General features: G+C 66.4%; 14 protein-coding genes and 1 tRNA gene. 12 read left to right on the top strand and 3 right to left on the bottom strand.

Going from position 1 to position 15,889, the window contains the following annotated elements:
• Positions 1-6 precede the first annotated feature (6 nt).
• Positions 7-465, bottom strand: coding sequence for a lytic transglycosylase domain-containing protein (locus G5V65_RS13520; protein WP_165051013.1), 459 nt, complete (start codon positions 463-465; stop codon positions 7-9).
• 201 nt (positions 466-666) lie between these two features.
• Between G5V65_RS13520 and G5V65_RS13515 the strand changes: the two genes are divergently transcribed.
• From G5V65_RS13515 to pgi, 12 genes are all read left to right on the top strand, one after another.
• Positions 667-1,350 carry a response regulator gene (locus G5V65_RS13515; RefSeq protein ID WP_165051011.1) on the top strand — a complete coding sequence of 228 codons (684 nt, stop codon included), beginning with the start codon at positions 667-669 and terminating at the stop codon, positions 1,348-1,350.
• 182 nt (positions 1,351-1,532) lie between these two features.
• The gene (locus tag G5V65_RS13510; RefSeq protein ID WP_165051009.1) at positions 1,533-2,723 is read left to right on the top strand and encodes an FIST N-terminal domain-containing protein; all 1,191 of its coding nucleotides are present in this window, start codon (positions 1,533-1,535) and stop codon (positions 2,721-2,723) included.
• A complete protein-coding gene (locus tag G5V65_RS13505; protein ID WP_165051007.1) occupies positions 2,720-4,924 on the top strand; it encodes a hybrid sensor histidine kinase/response regulator in 2,205 nt (734 codons plus the stop codon). Before G5V65_RS13510 ends, G5V65_RS13505 begins: the two co-directional genes overlap by 4 nt.
• Before the next feature lie 107 nt (positions 4,925-5,031).
• Positions 5,032-5,556 carry a CoxG family protein gene (locus tag G5V65_RS13500; protein ID WP_165051005.1) on the top strand — a complete coding sequence of 175 codons (525 nt, stop codon included), beginning with the start codon at positions 5,032-5,034 and terminating at the stop codon, positions 5,554-5,556.
• Positions 5,557-5,601: 45 nt separating this feature from the next.
• On the top strand, positions 5,602-6,087 hold the full coding sequence (locus G5V65_RS13495) for a (2Fe-2S)-binding protein (protein ID WP_165051003.1): 486 nt from the start codon (positions 5,602-5,604) through the stop codon (positions 6,085-6,087).
• A 24-nt stretch (positions 6,088-6,111) separates the two neighbouring features.
• Entirely contained in the window at positions 6,112-8,490 is a 2,379-nt protein-coding gene (locus G5V65_RS13490; protein WP_165051001.1) for a xanthine dehydrogenase family protein molybdopterin-binding subunit, read from the top strand.
• 13 nt (positions 8,491-8,503) lie between these two features.
• Complete coding sequence (locus G5V65_RS13485; protein WP_165050999.1) at positions 8,504-9,292, top strand: FAD binding domain-containing protein; 789 nt, start codon at positions 8,504-8,506, stop codon at positions 9,290-9,292.
• Positions 9,293-9,641: 349 nt separating this feature from the next.
• Positions 9,642-10,226, top strand: coding sequence for an HNH endonuclease (locus G5V65_RS13480; protein WP_165050997.1), 585 nt, complete (start codon positions 9,642-9,644; stop codon positions 10,224-10,226).
• A gap of 108 nt (positions 10,227-10,334) precedes the next feature.
• Complete coding sequence (locus G5V65_RS13475; protein WP_241250570.1) at positions 10,335-11,048, top strand: MgtC/SapB family protein; 714 nt, start codon at positions 10,335-10,337, stop codon at positions 11,046-11,048.
• Positions 11,049-11,281: 233 nt separating this feature from the next.
• Positions 11,282-12,736, top strand: a complete 1,455-nt coding sequence (gene zwf / locus G5V65_RS13470) for a glucose-6-phosphate dehydrogenase (RefSeq protein ID WP_165050995.1) — start codon at positions 11,282-11,284, stop codon at positions 12,734-12,736.
• Positions 12,733-13,404 carry a 6-phosphogluconolactonase gene (gene pgl / locus G5V65_RS13465; RefSeq protein WP_165050993.1) on the top strand — a complete coding sequence of 224 codons (672 nt, stop codon included), beginning with the start codon at positions 12,733-12,735 and terminating at the stop codon, positions 13,402-13,404. The genes zwf and pgl overlap by 4 nt, the downstream gene beginning before the upstream one ends.
• 4 nt (positions 13,405-13,408) lie before the next feature.
• Positions 13,409-15,010 (top strand): glucose-6-phosphate isomerase, encoded by a 1,602-nt coding sequence (gene pgi / locus G5V65_RS13460; protein WP_165050991.1) that lies wholly within the window; start codon positions 13,409-13,411, stop codon positions 15,008-15,010.
• Positions 15,011-15,153: 143 nt separating this feature from the next.
• Here the strand turns inward: pgi and G5V65_RS13455 are convergent, their stop codons facing one another.
• Together G5V65_RS13455 and G5V65_RS13450 are read right to left on the bottom strand one after the other, a co-directional pair.
• Complete coding sequence (locus tag G5V65_RS13455) at positions 15,154-15,507, bottom strand: RidA family protein (protein ID WP_165050989.1); 354 nt, start codon at positions 15,505-15,507, stop codon at positions 15,154-15,156.
• A 62-nt stretch (positions 15,508-15,569) separates the two neighbouring features.
• A tRNA-Gly gene (locus G5V65_RS13450) sits at positions 15,570-15,643 on the bottom strand.
• Between the last annotated feature and the right edge of the window lie 246 nt (positions 15,644-15,889).

The raw sequence follows: 15,889 nt of genomic DNA, 5'->3' as shown, positions 1-15,889 counted from the left end.
GGGGGATCAGCCGCGCAGGCCGGTTTCCTCCAGCAGGCCCATCCGCTTTGCCTCGTAATAGTAGCCGCGGCGATACCACATATGCGCGGCGTCATAATTGCCGCGCGACACGAGCCAGGCCCCGCGCAGGTATTTCCCCGCATAGATCAGGTTCGTCTCGGCATCCAGCAGGCCGGACGGATCGCCGCGATAGCCCATGGTCTGCGCGGTTTGCGGATGGATCTGCATCAGCCCGTAATAGGGCCCGTTGCGGGCGGCGGGGTTGTAGCCGCTTTCGCGGCGGACGGTTTCATGGATCAGCCGTTCGGGGATGTCATAGACCCGGGCATAGCGCGCGATCAGGCGGTTGATCTCTTCCGGGCCGCCGCCATGGCTGCGCGTGGCCTCGGGCTCGGGCGGGGCGCCGCAGGCCGCGGCAAGCGCGGGCAGGGTCAGGGCGATCAGGGCGCGGCGGGACAGATGCATGGGAAACCCCCGGAACTGCGTGAAGGACCGGGGGGTGATAGCCTGCCCCGGCCGGGCTGGAAAGGCGGCACGCGCCGCAGGGCGCGGAATTCCGCGCGGCAAGGGCGGCCCCCGGGTCCGACCTTTGGCGTGGTTGGCGGGGCGGGGCGGGGCTGCTAGCCTGCCGGGCAGGATGGCGATGGGGCCGGGCTGGGGGCTGGGATGGATGGATCGGAACGCAGGCTGGCCTCGGCGCTGATCGTGGATGATCATCCGCTGTTCTGCGACGCCCTGTCGATGACGCTGCGCGCCGTGGCCGGGATCGAGGTGATCGAGACGGCGGACCGGCTGGAAACGGCGATTGCGCGGCTGGATATCTCGCCCTTGCCGGATGTGGTGGTGCTGGATCTGAACCTGCCCGATGTGAACGGGCTGGACGGGCTGATCCGCCTGCGTGCCACGGCGGGCGAGGTGCCGGTGGTGGTGGTGTCCTCGCTGGCCGACAACCGGGTGATCGGGGCGGCGCTGCGGGCAGGGGCGGTGGGCTTCGTGCCGAAACATTCGCGGCGCGAGGTGTTCAAGGCGGCCTTCGATGCCGTCCGCGCGGGCGAGGGCTTCGTGCCCGAAGGCTTTGTGCCGCAGGCCGATCCGAACGCGCCCGCCAGCCAGCGGGAAGAGGCGATTGCGCGGCTGTCGCTTCTGACGCGGCAACAGGCCAAGATCCTGCAACTGATCTGCGAGGGGATGCTGAACAAGCAGATCGCCTATGAGTTGACGATTGCCGAGACGACGGTGAAGGCACATGTCACCGCGATCATGCGCAAGCTGGGCGTTCAAAGCCGCACCCAGGCCGTGCTGATCGCGCAGGAGGCGAACTTTGACCGGCTGATGCCGGAGAATGGCTGAAGCCGTGGCGAACCCCGCCCCGGGCCTGACCCGGGGCCTCCGGGGCGATGTGCGGGGCGGGCTGAGGGGGGAGGTCCCGGGTCAGGCCCGGGACGGGTGGTCCCGGCGGGCAATCGCCGCCCTTGCCGCAGCGGGTGCCGGGGGCTAGCCTTGCCGCGATCCGACGCGTTTGGGAGGGCGCGATGAACCAGCCGAGGGAAGGGTTTCCGTTGCCCGATGGGGCGGGGCTGGCGCTGGTGGCCCGCGCCTCTGTGCCCGTGGACGCCCCCCATCCCCTGCGCCGCCTCGAAGAGGCGCTGGGAGACGGCCCCTTCGCGCTGGTGATCCTTTTCGTCTCGCCCGATGCCGATCTCGATGCGCTGGCGCTGCGCCTGCCGGGCCGCTTTGGCGGGGCGCCCGTCATCGGCTGTTCCACCGCGGGCGAGATTTCCGCCGCGGGCTATACGGAAGGCGAGATCGTGGCCGTGGCCCTGCCCGCGGCGCATTTCGCCGCCGATGTGCTGCTGGTGCCGGATCTTTCCGTGCTGGAACGCGAGGCTCTGATCGGGCAGTTGATCCGGTCGCGGCAGGGATTGGCGCGGGCGCGGCCGGATTGGGAGGGCGAATTCGCCTTCCTGATGGTCGACGGGCTTTCGGTGCGTGAGGATGAACTGGCCGCGGCGCTGGCCTCGGGGCTTGGGCCGGTGCCGCTGTTCGGCGGATCGGCGGGCGACGGGACGCGCTTTCGCGCGACCTATGTGCTGCATGAGGGGCTGGCCCTGCAGAATGCCGCCGTGCTGGCGCTGATCCGCACCGATTGCCGGGTGAAGGTGTTCAGCCTCGATCACCTGATGCCGACAGAGGCGCGCATGGTGGTGACCGAGGCCGACCCCGCCCGCCGCATCGTGCGCCAGATCAATGCCGAACCCGCCGCGCGGGAATATGCGCGCATCCTGGGCAAGGATCCCGGGCAGCTGACGGCCTTTACCTTTGCCGCCCATCCGGTGGCGGTGCGGATCGGGGGCAAGCATCATGTCCGCGCGATCCGGCAGGTGGGCGAGGGGGGGGATCTGGTCTTCTTCTCGGCCATAGACGAGGGGGTGGTGCTGACGCTGGCCGATCCGCAGGACATGGTGGCCCATCTGGAAGGCGAGATGGCGGCGCTGTCGGCCGGGGGGCAGCCCGAGGCGATCCTTGCCTGCGATTGCATCCTGCGCCGGATGGAGGCGCAGGAAAAGCAGAAGAGCGGTGCCATCTCGGCCATTCTCTGCGCCAATCGGGTGGTGGGCTTTTCCACCTATGGCGAACAGTTGAACGCCATGCATGTGAACCAGACGATGACGGGCGTGGCGATCTATGCGCCCCGCGCCCCGCGGGCCGGGGGGGCGGGATGATCGACACGCTGATCAACCCCGCCGATCCGCCCGAACGGCAGACGCAGAAACTGCTGACCATCGCGCAGGTCCTGATGCGGCGGGTGGAGCAGATCACCGATGACAGCGGTGCCGCCTATGCCCAGTTCCAGCGCGCGGCGATGCTGGAGGATCAGGTGCGCGAGCGCACGCGCGATCTGGAACGCGCGCTTGATCTGCTGAACGACAGCAATGCCCGCCTGGCCGAGGCCAATCGCGCAACCGAGGCCGCGCGCCAGAACCTTGCCAATGCGATCGAGACGATCCAGGAGGGATTTGCGCTGTTCGATGCGGATGACGTGCTGGTGATGTGCAATTCCCGCTTCGGGATGCACATGCTGGACCTGCGCGATCACCTGAAGCCGGGGCTGACCTTCGGCGATTACGTGGACCGGGTCAGCCGGTCGCGCTTTCTGGAACTGCCCGCCGGCGAAAGCCCCGAGGAGTGGGCCGTGGCGCGGCGGCGGCGGCACCAGGACCGGCATGTGATCTTCAACGTCCGCATGGTCTGGGATCGCTGGGTGCAGGTCAGCGAACACCGCACCGCCGATGGCGGCACGGTGATCCTGCAGACGGATGTGACGGAAATCATCCGGCTGGAGCGATCCGAACGCGGCAAGATGCTGGACGATCAGGCCCGCGTCATCCGCGCCACGCTGGACCACATCTCCCAGGGCGTCTGCATCTTCGATGCCGAGGCGCGGCTGGTGGGCTGGAACCAGCGGCTGGGCCAGTTGCTGACCATTCCCATGGCGCGGTTCAGGATGGGGGTCAGCTTCGATGCCATCCTGGACCGATACCGCCCCGATCTGGCCTTTGGCGAAGGGATGACAGAGGCGCGGCTGGGCGACTGGGTGGAAGGCGGGGGCGCGCGGGGGGCGCTGCGCTTTGAATTGCGGCGCGGCCCCGACATGATCATGGATGTCTTTGCCCAGGCCATGCCCGATGGGGGCTTCGTGATGTCCTTCACCGATGTCACCGCCGAACGCGCCGCGATCGAGGCGCTTTCCCGCGCCAATGAAACGCTGGAGGCGCGCGTGATGGAGCGCACGCTGGAACTGGAAGATGCGCTGGGCCATGCCGAACGCGCCAATGCCAGCCGGTCGCGCTTTGTCGCGGCGGCGAGCCATGACCTTCTGCAACCGCTCAGCGCGGCCAAGCTGTTCATTTCCTCCATCGGGGATGAGGAACTGGCCCCTGGCGCGCGGACGGCGCTGGACAAGGCGCAGAATGCGCTCTTGTCCGTCGAGGGCATCCTTGGTGCGCTGCTGGACATTTCCAAGCTGGAAAGCGGGCGCGCGGCGGTCTCGGTGGGGCCGGTGCGGCTGGATCTGCTGCTTGCGCGGCTGAATGATGAATTCGGCCCCATCGCCGCGGCAAGGGGTCTGCGGCTGCGGGTGGTTCCATCGCGGCTTTCGGTGATGTCGGACCCGGCCTATCTGCGCCGCATCCTGCAGAACCTGATCGGCAATGCGATCCGCTATACCGATGCCGGGCGCGTGCTGGTGGGCGTGCGGCGGCGCGGCGGGATGGTGCGGATCGAGGTGCGCGATACCGGACCGGGCATCCCGGAAGAGGAACAGGACAACATCTTCAAGGAATTCCACCGCCTGAACGCCCGCGCCTCGGCCAGCGAGGGGATGGGGCTGGGGCTGGCCATCGTGGAGCGGGCCTGCGCGCTTTTGGGGCATCCCCTGGGGCTGACATCGCAGATCGGGCATGGCACCTGCTTCATGGTGCAGGTCCCGATGACCGAGACCACCGCCCCGCCCGACGGACCGCGCCCTTCGCCCAGCCCGCGCCGCCCCATGCAGAACCGCATCGTCTTTCTGGTGGAAAATGACGGCGACCTGCGCCGCGCCATGGGCCTTTTGCTGGAGAAATGGGGGGTCAGCGTGCTGGATGCCGCCTCGGGGGAAGAGGCGCTCGACCTGATCGAGGAACTGGGCATCCTGCCCGACTGCTTTATCGTGGATCACAATCTGGGCGAGGGGATGGATGGCCTGCGCTTTCTGGCCGAGATGGCCGCGCGGCATGGCGCGGTGCCTGCGCGCATCGTCACCGCCGACCGCCGCCCCGAACTGCGCGCCGCCTGCGCCGAAGCGGGGGTGGATCTGATGATCAAGCCGCTTGATGCGCGCGCGCTCGAATCCTTCATCGCGGGGCTGCCGGTTTCGGCGTGATCCCGTCTCTACGCCCCCCGTCTCTACGCCCCCCGTCTCTACGACCAATGTTCCATATCGGGGGCGGGCCGCTTGCGCCTAATCTCTTGTCAGGCGAGGGGTAAGACATGCAGCTGAGCGATTTTCGAGAGATCAAGGCCGACCCGGCCACCGTCTGGGCGGCCATCCTGAACCCCGAGGTTCTGAAGGAATGCGTGCCGGGCTGCGAAAGCATGTCGGGCAGCGTGGCCGAGGGGTTCGAGGCCGTGGTGACCCAGAAGGTCGGCCCGGTGAAGGCCACCTTCAAGGGGGCCGTGACCTTTTCCGACATCGTCGAGGGCCAGAGCCTGAAGATCTCGGGCGAGGGGAAGGGCGGCCCTGCGGGCTTTGCCAAGGGCGGCGCGGCAGTGGTGCTGGAACCGATCGAGGGCGGCACGAAGCTGACCTACGAGGTGGATGCCAGCGTGGGCGGCAAGATCGCCCAGCTTGGCAGCCGCATCATCGACGGTTTCGCCAAGAAGATGGCGGATGAATTCTTTACCCGCTTCCAGGCGGCCGTCGAAGGCCCGCAGGAGGAAGAGGCCGAGGCCGACCCCGAGGCGGCGGGAGAGGGCGAAAAGAAGAAGGGCTGGTTCAAGAAGCTGATCGGCTGAACCGCGCCACGAGAATTACCCAGGGATATCCAAGGGAGGATAAGCATGACAAAGGTCACGATGACCGTGAACGGCAAGGCCGTCTCGGCCGAGGTGGAGGGGCGGACGCTGCTGTCCGCCTTCCTGCGCGAAGGGCTGGGGCTGACCGGCACCCATGTCGGCTGCGACACCAGCCAATGCGGCGCCTGCGTGGTGCATGTGGATGGCAAGGCCGTGAAATCCTGCACCATGTTCGCCGCCGATGCGGATGGCGCGCAAGTCAAGACGATCGAGGGGATGAACAATCCCGACGGATCGCTGTCGGTGGTCCAGCAGGCGTTCCAGGATCATCACGGGCTGCAATGCGGCTTCTGCACGCCGGGGATGGTGATGTCTTCGGCCGCGCTGCTGGCCGAAAACCCGAAGCCCACCGAGGCCGAGATCCGGCATTATCTGGAAGGCAATATCTGCCGCTGCACGGGCTACCACAACATCGTCAAGGCCGTGCTGGCCGCATCCGGGCAGGATGCAGCGGCGCTGGCTGCCGAATAAGCGCGATTTCAGGGAGGGATAAGGATGCCGAAGGATCACGGGATCGGCGCCAGCAGCAAGCGGCGCGAGGATGTGCGCTTCCTGTCGGGGCGCGGGGTCTATACCGATGACATGGCGCTGCACGGCCAGACCTATGCGGTCTTCGTGCGGTCGAACGTGGCGCATGGGCGGATCAAGTCCATCGACACCAGCGCCGCATCGAAGATGCCGGGGGTGCTGGCCATCTTCACCGGCGAGGATTTCAAGGATGTGGGCGGCAACCCGGCCGGCTGGCTGATCAACAGCCGCGACGGCACGCCGATGCGCGAACCCAAGCGCCCCGTGCTGGCGCATGGCAAGGTGCGCCATGTGGGCGACGCCTATGCCGCGGTGGTGGCCGAAACCTACAATCAGGCCAAGGATGCGGCCCAGCAGCTTGCCGATGACAGCGACATCGAGGAACTGCCCGCAATCGTCGACATGAAGAAGGCGGTCGCGGATTCCTCCAACCGCGTGCATGACGAAATCCCCGACAACCTCTGCTTCGACTGGGGCTGGATCGAGGACAACCGCGCCGCCGTGGACGCGGCCTTCAAATCCGCGCCGCATGTCACCACGCTGGAACTGGTGAACAACCGTCTGGTGCCGAACGCGATGGAACCGCGTTCCTCGATAGGCGAATACAATCCCGGCACGGGCGATTACAAACTGACGACGACCAGCCAGAACCCGCACCTGACGCGGCTTCTGGTGGCGGCCTTCGTCCTTGGCATCCCGGAAAACAAGTTGACGGTCGTGGCCCCCGATGTGGGCGGCGGCTTTGGGTCGAAGATCTATCACTATGGCGAAGAGGCGCTGGTTCTGGCGGCATCCCGCAAGCTGGGCCGCCCGGTGCGCTGGACGGCGGAACGGACGGAAAGCTTCCTGACGGATGCCCATGGCCGCGACCATGTGACGAAGATCGAGATGGCCTCGACCAAGGATGGCGAAATCCTTGCGATCCGCACGGAAACGCTGGCGAATGTTGGCGCCTATCTGTCCAACTTCTCGACCGCGACGCCGACCTTCCTGCATGGCACGCTGATGGCCGGTCCCTACAAGGTGCCGCATGTCTATGTGAACGTGAAGACGGTCTTCACCAACACCGCCCCCGTCGACGCCTATCGCGGCGCGGGTCGGCCCGAGGCGACCTTCTCCATCGAACGCATCGTCGACAAGATGTGCCGCGAGCTGAACCTCGACCCGTTCGAGGTGCGCCGCAAGAACCTGATCCAGCCGGACCAGTTCCCCTATACCACGCCGGTCGGCCTTGTGTATGACACCGGCAACTATCAGGCGACGCTGGACAAGCTGATCGAGCTTGCCGACGTGAAGAACTTCGACAAGCGCGCCGCGGCCTCCAAGGCCAAGGGCAAGCTGCGCGGGATGGGGCTTTCGACCTGGATCGAGGCCTGCGGGATCGCACCGTCGAACCTTGTGGGCGTCCTCGGCTCCCGCGTCGGGCTTTACGACGCGGCGACGGTGCGGGTGAACGCCACCGGCAATATCAGCGTGATGACCGGGGCGCATAGCCACGGGCAGGGGCATGAGACGGTCTTCGCCCAGATCGTGGCGGAAAAGCTGGGCATCCCGGAAAGCTCGGTCGAGATCGTGCATGGCGACACGTCGAAGATCCCCTTCGGCATGGGCAGCTATGGCTCGCGCAGCCTCGCTGTCTGCGGTGCGGCGATGACCAAGGCGGTGGACAAGATCATTGCCAAGGGCAAGAAGATCGCGGCCCATATGCTGGAAGCGGCGGAAGGCGATATCACCTTCGAGGACGGCAAGTTCTCTGTCGCAGGCACCGACAAGGCCAAGACCTTCGGCGAGATTGCCTTCAGCGCCTATGTCCCGCACAACTACCCGCTGGAGACGCTGGAACCGGGGCTGGAGGAGACGGCCTTCTACGACCCCGCCAACTTCACCTATCCCGCCGGGGCCTATCTCTGCGAGGTCGAGGTGGACCCGGAAACCGGCAAGGTCGACATCGCCTCCTTCACCTGCGCCGATGATTTCGGCCATGTGATGAACCCGATGATCGTGGAAGGGCAGGTCCATGGCGGCGTGGGGCAGGGGATCGGGCAGGCGCTCTTGGAAAACACGTCCTATGACGAGAACGGCCAGCTTCTGACGGCGTCCTACATGGATTACGCCATGCCGCGCGCGGATGACGTGCCGTTCTACACGGTGGATCATTCCTGCGTCACGCCCTGCACCCACAACCCCTTGGGGGTGAAGGGCTGCGGCGAGGCAGGCGCCATCGGATCGCCGCCTGCGGTGGTCAATGCGGTGATCGACGCGCTTCATCGCGGCGGTCATACGCATGTGAAGCATATCGACATGCCCGTGTCTCCGGCACGGGTGTGGTCGGCGATCAACGGCTGAGGGGGGCAGAGCCATGCATAATTTCGATTTCGTGAAACCCGCCACCATCGCCGATGCGGTCAAGGCCCTGTCGGCCGAGGGGGCGCAGGCCCTGTCGGGCGGGCAGACCCTGACGCCCACGATGAAGCAGCGCCTTGCCGCGCCTTCGCTTCTCGTCTCCCTGACCGGGATTGCCGAGATGAAGGGCGTCTGCATGGGCGACGACGGCCTTTCCGTCGGGGCCGCGACGACGCATGCGACGGTGGCGAAAGAGGCCGCCGCCCATTACCCCGCGCTGGCCGCGCTGGCGGGGGGGATCGGCGACCCGGCGGTGCGCAACCGTGGCACCATCGGCGGCTCCATTGCCAACAACGACCCGGCCGCCTGCTATCCGGCGGGGGTGCTGGGGTCCGGCGCGACGGTGGTGACGAACCGCCGCAGGATCGCGGCGGATGACTATTTCCAGGGCATGTTCAGCACCGCGCTGGAAGAAGGCGAGATCGTCACGGGCGTCACCTTCCCGGTCCCGGAAAAGGCCGCCTATGTGAAGTTCAACCAGCCCGCCAGCCGCTTTGCCCTGACCGGGGTCTTCGTGGCGAAGTTCAAGGATGGTGTGCGGGTGGCGGTGACGGGGGCCAGCAACAATGGCGTCTTCCGCTGGGCAGAGGCCGAAAAGGCCCTGTCGTCGAACTTCGCCGCTTCGGCGGTGGAGGGGCTGACCGTATCCGCCGACGACATGATCGGCGACCTGCACGGCACGCCCGCCTATCGCGCGAACCTTGTGAAGGTGCTGACCAAGCGCGCGGTCGCCGCCGCGCAGTGATCGGGGGCGGACCTGAACATCACGGGGGGGCGGTCCTGCAAGGGACCGCCCCTTTTTCACGGGAATACCCGCCCCGGGCATGACCCGGGGCCTCCCGGCGGCCCCGGCCCGATCAGAGGTCCCGGGGCAGGCCCGGGACGGGGTCGCGCCGCATCTGCCCATCAAACAGGCAGCACCGTCACGCCGCCGTCACCTTCCCCCTGTATCCCGCATATCGGGCGTATGTGACCTGACACCACAGCCTCTTGGGCTTGTCAGGGACGAAACGCCAGATATAGTGCGGATGTCGGGGCGGGGCTCCCCGCCCTGGGCCGGTTGGCCGCAGGATGAAGGCGGAGTCTCGCAAAGAATGGACGGCGATTTCAGGACACAGTTCGTAAGGGATCCGGCGGCGCTGAAGCATTATCCCGCTTTGGTGCTGAATGCCGATTACCGGCCCCTCAGTTACTACCCCCTCAGCCTCTGGCCCTGGCAAGAGGCGATCAAGGCGGCCTTCCTCGACCGGGTGCAGATCGTGGCGGAATACGATCACACCGTCCGCAGCCAGAGGCAGGAATTCCGCATCCCTTCCGTCGTCGTGCTGAAGGAATTCGTCAAACCCCAGAAGCGCGTGGCCTTCACGCGCTTCAATCTTTTCCTGCGGGACGAATTCTCGTGCCAGTATTGCGGGGCCAAGGGCGACCTGACCTTCGATCACGTCCTGCCCCGGTCGCGCGGCGGGGTCACCTCATGGGAAAACGTCGTCGCCGCCTGTTCGCCCTGCAACCTGCGCAAGGGATCAAAGACGCTGCGCCAGTCGGGCCTGCATCTGCGCCGGGTGCCGCGCCCGCCCTCGCCCGAGGAAATGCAGGCCCATGGCCGCAAGTTTCCGCCCAACCACCTGCATGAAAGCTGGATGGATTACTTGTATTGGGATGCGGAACTGGATGCCTGACGCAGGGTCGGGCCGGGGGTGACGGGTTTTCCTGTCATAATGTCGTTACAAAACATTTACATTTCCCCCCGGCGGGGATGATCTGGGCCATTCCCTTCGGAGGCCCCGATGCTGACCACCCTTTTCCCCCATGATCTGCAGATGGCCGCGGTGAACCTTGGCGTGGCCATGACCTGCGGCGCGGTGATCGGATCCGAACGCCAGGTGCGCCAACGCATGGCGGGGTTGCGGACCAATGCGCTGGTGGCGCTGGGGGCGGCGGCCTTTGTCGTGTTCTCGGGCCTGTTCCCGGATGAGGTAAGCCCCACCCGCGTGGCGGCGCAGATCGTGTCGGGGATCGGTTTTCTGGGCGCGGGCATCATCTTCCGCGACGGATTCAACGTCCATGGCCTGAACACGGCGGCGACGCTGTGGTGTTCGGCGGCGGTGGGCATGATGGCGGGGGCGGGCGCATGGCCCTATGCGCTGCTGCTGACGGGGATGGTGGTCTTCGTCAATCTGGGCCTGCGCCCGCTGGTCAAATGGCTAAAGCGCAAGACAAAGGCGGGGGTGCCCATCTCGCGCTCGTTCCGGGTGCAGGTGACCTGCCGACCCGACCAGGAGGCCGATCTGCGCGCCATGATCCTGCGCACGCTGACGATTGGCGGGCTGCATCTGTCGGAAGTGGCCGGTCGCGTGGCCGAAGGCGGCGAGGGGGTGGATCTTTCCGCCACCGTCTCGGGCGAGGGGGTCACGGATGAGATGCTGGAACTGGCCGTGCAGCGCCTTGCGGCAGAGCCGGGGCTCATGCGCGTCCGCTGGGAGGCGCTGGAGGAAGGCTGACCGGGGAACCCCGCGCGCGCGCGCGCGCCCCGAATCCCGGCCTGCCCTTGGCGGCGGCTGAGGCCCGGGACGGGGTTTCGCAGCCCTCACCCGCCCAATTTCCGCGCAAGACCCCAGCCTGCATTTGCCCCACCGCGCCTCGGTGCTAGACTCGCGCGGCCTGCGGCGCTACAAGCGGGCGCGTTAGCGCTAACAGGCGCCCCGCGCGCCGCACAGAAAAACGAGGGACAGTCATGGTTTCGCGCGTCATCCCGGTCGATCCCTTTGATCTGGTGATTTTCGGGGGAACGGGCGATCTTGCCCGCCGCAAGATCCTTCCCGGCCTTTACCGCCGTTTCGTTGCCGGCCAGATGCCCGCCGACAGCCGCATCATCGGCGCCGCGCGGGGCGAGCTTGACGATGCGGGCTTCCAGAAGATGGTGGCCGAGGCCATTGCCGAATTCGTTCCCGCCGAACGACAGGACAAGGCTGCGATCAAGGCCTTCCTCGAACGGGTGGGCTATGTCTCGATCGACGCCAAGGGAACCGGCGGCTGGGATGCGCTGAAATCCCGCATGCGCGAAAATGTGGTGCGCGCCTTCTACTTTTCCGTTGCGCCCGCGCTGTTCGGTGATCTGGCCGAACGCCTGCACGCCCATGGCATCGCCGATGCCTGGAGCCGGATCGTGGTGGAAAAGCCCTTTGGCCGCGATCTGGCCAGCGCGAAGGCGTTGAACGCCGTGCTGGCGGAACATTTCGACGAACATCAGATCTACCGGATCGATCATTATCTGGGCAAGGAAACCGTCCAGAACCTGATGGCCGTCCGCTTTGCCAATATCCTGTTCGAACCGCTCTGGAAGGCCGAATATATCGACCATGTCCAGATCACGGTGGCCGAAACCGTGGGGGTAGAGGGGCGCGGCGCCTATTACGACAAGTCGGGCGCGATGCGGGACATGGTGCAGAACCACCTGATGCAACTCCTCTGCCTCATCGCGATGGAGCCGCCCTATCACTTTGATCCCGATGCCGTGCGGGATGAAAAGCTGAAGGTCATCCGCGCGCTGGACCCGGTGAAACCCGAAGATATCGTGCGCGGGCAGTATCTGCCGGGGGGCGGGCAGGGCGGCTATGTCGAACATTCCGAAGACCCGGCCTCGCGCACGGAAAGCTATATCGCGCTGAAATGCCATATCTCGAACTGGCGCTGGAAGAACACGCCCTTCTATCTGCGCACGGGCAAGCGGCTGCGGGCGCGGGCCTCCGAGATTGCCATCACCTTCAAGGAACCGCCGCATTCCATCTTTGACGATGCGCAGGGCTGGCGCGAGAACGTCCTTGTCATCCGGTTGCAGCCGAATGAGGGGATGAACCTGATGATGATGATCAAGGAACCGGGGCCGGGCGGCATGCGCCTGATGCAGGTGCCGCTGGACATGTCATTCGCCGATGCGCTGGGGGCCGAGGCCGAGGATATCCCCGATGCCTATGAGCGCCTGATCATGGATGTGATCCGGGGCAACCAGACGCTCTTCATGCGCGGGGACGAGGTGGAGGCCGCCTGGGCCTGGGCCGACCCGATCATCGCGGGGTGGGAGGCGCGGGGGGATCGCCCGCAGGGCTACGATCCCGGCTCCTCTGGCCCGGAAGATGCGCTGATGCTGATGCACCGCGATGGCCGCCGCTGGCGGGAGATCAAGGGATGAAGTTCGAACCCTATCCCGACCGCGAATTCCTGATGCTGGGTCTGGCCAATGTCATCGCCGGACAACTGGCCGATTTCCTGCGGCGGGAGGGGCGCGCCTCGCTCTCTGTCCCCGGCGGCACCACGCCGGGGCCGATCTTCGACACGCTGTCGGGCGTGGATATCGACTGGTCCAAGGTCGCCGTCTTCCTGAATGACGAACGCTGGGTGGGCGAAGACAGCCCCCGCTCGAACACCCGCCTGCTGCGTGAACGGCTGCTGCGCGGCAAGGCGGCGGCGGCGCAGCTGATCCCGCTTTACGCTGAGGCCGCCAACCCAGAGGAGCGGCTGGAGGATCTGGCCGAAGGCCTGCGCCCGCATCTGCCGATCTCGGTCCTGCTGCTGGGCATGGGGGCCGACATGCACACCGCCAGCCTCTTTCCCGGCGCGGACCGTCTGACGGATGCGCTGGCCGCCGATGCGCCGATCCTGCTGCCCATGCGGGCCGAGGCGGCGGGGGAGCCCCGCATCACGCTGACCGCGCCGGTCCTGAAGGGCGCGATGAACATCCATATCCTGATCACCGGGCAGGAAAAGCGCGACGCGCTGGAACGCGCGCTGACCCTTTCCCCCGAAGAGGCGCCCGTGCGCGCCGTCCTCGACAACGCAACCGTGCATTGGGCGGAGTGAAGTGATGAAAGCCAAGTGGGACGCGCTGTCCGCGCATCATCAGGCGGTCAAGGACCGCCACATCCTTGATCTTTTCGCCGATGCCGGCCGCGCGGCGGCCTTCACGGCCGAGGCGGATGGCATGCGGCTCGACTGGTCCAAGACCAATATCGACGCGACGGGCCGCCGCCTGCTGGTGGACCTTGCCGAAGCCGCAGGCGTGGCGGGCAAGCGCCGCGCCATGTTCACGGGCGAGAAGATCAACGATACCGAAGGCCGCGCCGTCCTGCATACCGCGCTGCGCAATCTGGATGGCACGGTGATCGTCGATGGCAAGAACGTCATCCCCGGCATCGTCGATACGCTGGAACGGATGGAGCGCTTCGCCCGCGACGTCCGCGAAGGCCGCTTCACGGGTCAGGGGGGCCGGATCACCGATGTGGTGAATATCGGGATCGGCGGGTCTGACCTTGGCCCTGCCATGGCGACGCTGGCGCTGGCCCCTTTCCATGACGGGCCGCGCTGCCATTACGTCTCCAACGTCGATGGCGCGCATATCGCCGATACGCTGCGGGGGCTGAACCCCGAAACCACGCTGGTGATCGTGGCCTCCAAGACCTTCACCACGATCGAGACGATGACCAATGCCGAAACGGCGCGGGTCTGGATGGCGGGCAAGGTGGCAAACCCCGCCGCGCAATTCGCCGCCGTCTCGACGGCAGCCGACAAGACCGCCGCCTTCGGCATCGACCCCTCCCGCGTCTTCGGGTTCGAGGATTGGGTGGGGGGGCGTTATTCCATGTGGGGGCCGATTGGCCTTGCCCTGATGCTGGCCGTGGGCCCCGAGGATTTTCGCGCCTTCCTTGCGGGCGGCCGCGCCATGGACGACCATTTCCAGACCGCGCCCTTCGACGCGAACCTTCCCGTCCTGCTGGCGCTGGTGGGCGTCTGGCACAATCAGGTCTGCGGCCATGCCACCCGCGCCGTGCTGCCCTATGACCAGCGCCTGAGCCGCCTGCCCGCCTATCTTCAGCAGCTGGAGATGGAAAGCAACGGCAAGCGCGTGGCGATGGACGGGGCGGACCTGCCCACCCATTCCGGCCCCGTCGTCTGGGGTGAACCGGGCACCAATGGCCAGCACGCCTTTTACCAGCTGATTCATCAGGGCACGCGGGTGATCCCTTGCGAATTCCTCGTCGCGCGGCGGGGGCATGAGGCGGACCTTGCGCATCAGCATGTCCTTCTGGTGTCGAACTGCCTTGCCCAATCCGAGGCGCTCTTGCGCGGCCGCTCGCTGGACGAGGCGCGCGCCATTATGGCGCGGAAGGGCCTGACGGGGGCGGAACTGGAACGTCAGGCGCGGCATCGGGTGTTCCCGGGCAACCGCCCTTCCGTCACGCTGGCCTATGAAAGGCTGACGCCCTTTGCCCTGGGCCAGATCATCGCGCTTTATGAACACCGGGTCTTTGTGGAAGGGGTGATCCTCGGGATCAATTCCTATGACCAGTGGGGGGTCGAGCTGGGCAAGGAACTGGCCTTGGCGCTGCAGCCCGTGCTGGAAGGGCGGCAGGGGACGGATGGCAAGGATGGATCGACGGCGGCGCTTGCGGCCTGGTTCCGGGGTTAGCGATTTCTGACACAGAAATCGCGGCGTTTTCTGGCGCAGAAAACGCTGGGCAGCCGGCGGGAAAAAAGGGGCAGGGCGCGATGCGCCTTGCCCCTTTCGATTTCTGCGTCAGAAATCGGTGCGTTTTCTGCGTCAGAAAACGCTTACTTCAGCGCCGCCGTGACGATCACCTCGACCAGATAGTCGGGCGTCGCCAGCTTCGCTTCGCCCGTGGCGCGGGCGGGGGTGTGGCCCTGCGGGACCCAGGCATCCCAGACCGCGTTCATCTCGGCGAAGGTGCCGATATCGGCCAGCCAGATCTGCGCCGACAGGATGCGCGTCTTGTCGGTGCCGGCTTCCGCCAGGATCCGGTCCACCTCGGCCAGGCAGGTGCGCGTCTGATCGGCCACGCTGTCGCCCGGATTGCCGACCTGGCCCGCCAGCCAGACGATGCCGTTATAGCAGACGGCCTCGGACATGCGGGCGCCGGTGCCGATGCGGGTGATGGTGCTGCTCATGCTGAAATCCCTTCATTGCTGCTGGCCGCTTGCTAGCAAGCCCGGCGGAAGAAGGGAAGGGATGGAGCGGGTGAAGGGAATCGAACCCTCGTATTCAGCTTGGGAAGCTGCTGCTCTGCCATTGAGCTACACCCGCCTTGGGGTTCAGGTAAGCGATGGCAGATGCCGCGTCAAGCGGCAACCGTGCCGGGGATCAGGGCGTGTTGGTGACTTCGGTCCTTTCGCCCGGGCGCACGGAGAAAGGGGTTTCGCTTGATGCCTCGCCCCGGCGGACGATGGCGACATAGTCGCCCGCGGGCAGGGTGGTCGTCTAATCGCAGCACATTTTGCAAGCCCTTTCTTTCGGGGTGGCGCAGAAAGCCGTTGATGTTCAGCGCAGATG

The sequence above is a fragment of the Paragemmobacter kunshanensis genome (genome assembly GCF_011059185.1).
GTDB classification, from domain to species: domain Bacteria; phylum Pseudomonadota; class Alphaproteobacteria; order Rhodobacterales; family Rhodobacteraceae; genus Paragemmobacter; species Paragemmobacter kunshanensis.
The sequence above is the reverse complement of the archived record's forward strand: the minus strand, read 5'-3'. Positions and strand labels throughout refer to the sequence as shown.

Excerpts from the sequence above, each read along its gene's own strand:
- G5V65_RS13520 (WP_165051013.1), bottom strand. The coding sequence starts at position 465 with ATGCATCTGTCCCGCCGCGCCCTGATCGCCCTGACCCTGCCCGCGCTT.
- G5V65_RS13515 (WP_165051011.1), top strand. The coding sequence starts at position 667 with ATGGATGGATCGGAACGCAGGCTGGCCTCGGCGCTGATCGTGGATGAT.
- G5V65_RS13510 (WP_165051009.1), top strand. The coding sequence starts at position 1,533 with ATGAACCAGCCGAGGGAAGGGTTTCCGTTGCCCGATGGGGCGGGGCTG.
- G5V65_RS13505 (WP_165051007.1), top strand. The coding sequence starts at position 2,720 with ATGATCGACACGCTGATCAACCCCGCCGATCCGCCCGAACGGCAGACG.
- G5V65_RS13500 (WP_165051005.1), top strand. The coding sequence starts at position 5,032 with ATGCAGCTGAGCGATTTTCGAGAGATCAAGGCCGACCCGGCCACCGTC.
- G5V65_RS13495 (WP_165051003.1), top strand. The coding sequence starts at position 5,602 with ATGACAAAGGTCACGATGACCGTGAACGGCAAGGCCGTCTCGGCCGAG.
- G5V65_RS13490 (WP_165051001.1), top strand. The coding sequence starts at position 6,112 with ATGCCGAAGGATCACGGGATCGGCGCCAGCAGCAAGCGGCGCGAGGAT.
- G5V65_RS13485 (WP_165050999.1), top strand. The coding sequence starts at position 8,504 with ATGCATAATTTCGATTTCGTGAAACCCGCCACCATCGCCGATGCGGTC.
- G5V65_RS13480 (WP_165050997.1), top strand. The coding sequence starts at position 9,642 with ATGGACGGCGATTTCAGGACACAGTTCGTAAGGGATCCGGCGGCGCTG.
- G5V65_RS13475 (WP_241250570.1), top strand. The coding sequence starts at position 10,335 with ATGCTGACCACCCTTTTCCCCCATGATCTGCAGATGGCCGCGGTGAAC.
- zwf (WP_165050995.1), top strand. The coding sequence starts at position 11,282 with ATGGTTTCGCGCGTCATCCCGGTCGATCCCTTTGATCTGGTGATTTTC.
- pgl (WP_165050993.1), top strand. The coding sequence starts at position 12,733 with ATGAAGTTCGAACCCTATCCCGACCGCGAATTCCTGATGCTGGGTCTG.
- pgi (WP_165050991.1), top strand. The coding sequence starts at position 13,409 with ATGAAAGCCAAGTGGGACGCGCTGTCCGCGCATCATCAGGCGGTCAAG.
- G5V65_RS13455 (WP_165050989.1), bottom strand. The coding sequence starts at position 15,507 with ATGAGCAGCACCATCACCCGCATCGGCACCGGCGCCCGCATGTCCGAG.